The 636-nt window shown below is 39.0% G+C and carries 2 tRNA genes; both read right to left on the reverse strand.

The annotated features are described in order from the left end of the window. Window positions 1-399: 399 nt before the first annotated feature. Window positions 400-475, reverse strand: a tRNA-Ala gene (locus BFN00_RS14130). A gap of 48 nt (window positions 476-523) precedes the next feature. Beyond that, window positions 524-600 (reverse strand) — tRNA-Ile (locus tag BFN00_RS14135). Between the last annotated feature and the right edge of the window lie 36 nt (window positions 601-636).

The following is a 636-nucleotide window of genomic DNA, read 5'->3' on the forward strand; positions in this document are numbered from 1 at the left end:
TACTCATACAGTTGGCGTTTCGTAGATTTAACTACAGTACAGCTTCAATTAGATTCATATACCAAAACGCTTGATTCAGTTAATTTCGCTAGTAACTCATCAATCTCTCAATTAAGAACAAGTTCTTAATTTTGATTTAAACGAGTATGAACAAATTATTTCAACTCAAATATATTCTGTTAATGATTTTTCCAGCCTTCGTCAGGTCAGGAAACTGTGATAAATCACAGAGATTATCAAGTGCGCGTATCATAACGCTTGTACTTGTTAATCTCTAGGATCTAATCACTTGATCGCTTAGGAACTAAACAACTTCATCACTGTATGATTACATACTGCGCGAAGCGTAGCTTCTTGCTTAAATTTCAAGGAAAAGCATGCTTTTATGATCTTGAAATTTGGTGGAGACTAGGAGAGTCGAACTCCTGACCTCCTGCGTGCAAAGCAGGCGCTCTACCAACTAAGCTAAGTCCCCAGCTTATCAATAAGTCAATGTTTCTGATTTTCCGTACTTCGTCAGTAGTGGTGGGTCTGACAAGACTTGAACTTGTGACCCCACGCTTATCAAGCGTGTGCTCTAACCAACTGAGCTACAGACCCTCAGATACATCGTCATGAAGAACAACTTGTTGTGGA

The organism is Acinetobacter sp. AR2-3 (assembly GCF_001878775.1).
GTDB lineage: Bacteria > Pseudomonadota > Gammaproteobacteria > Pseudomonadales > Moraxellaceae > Acinetobacter > Acinetobacter lwoffii_D.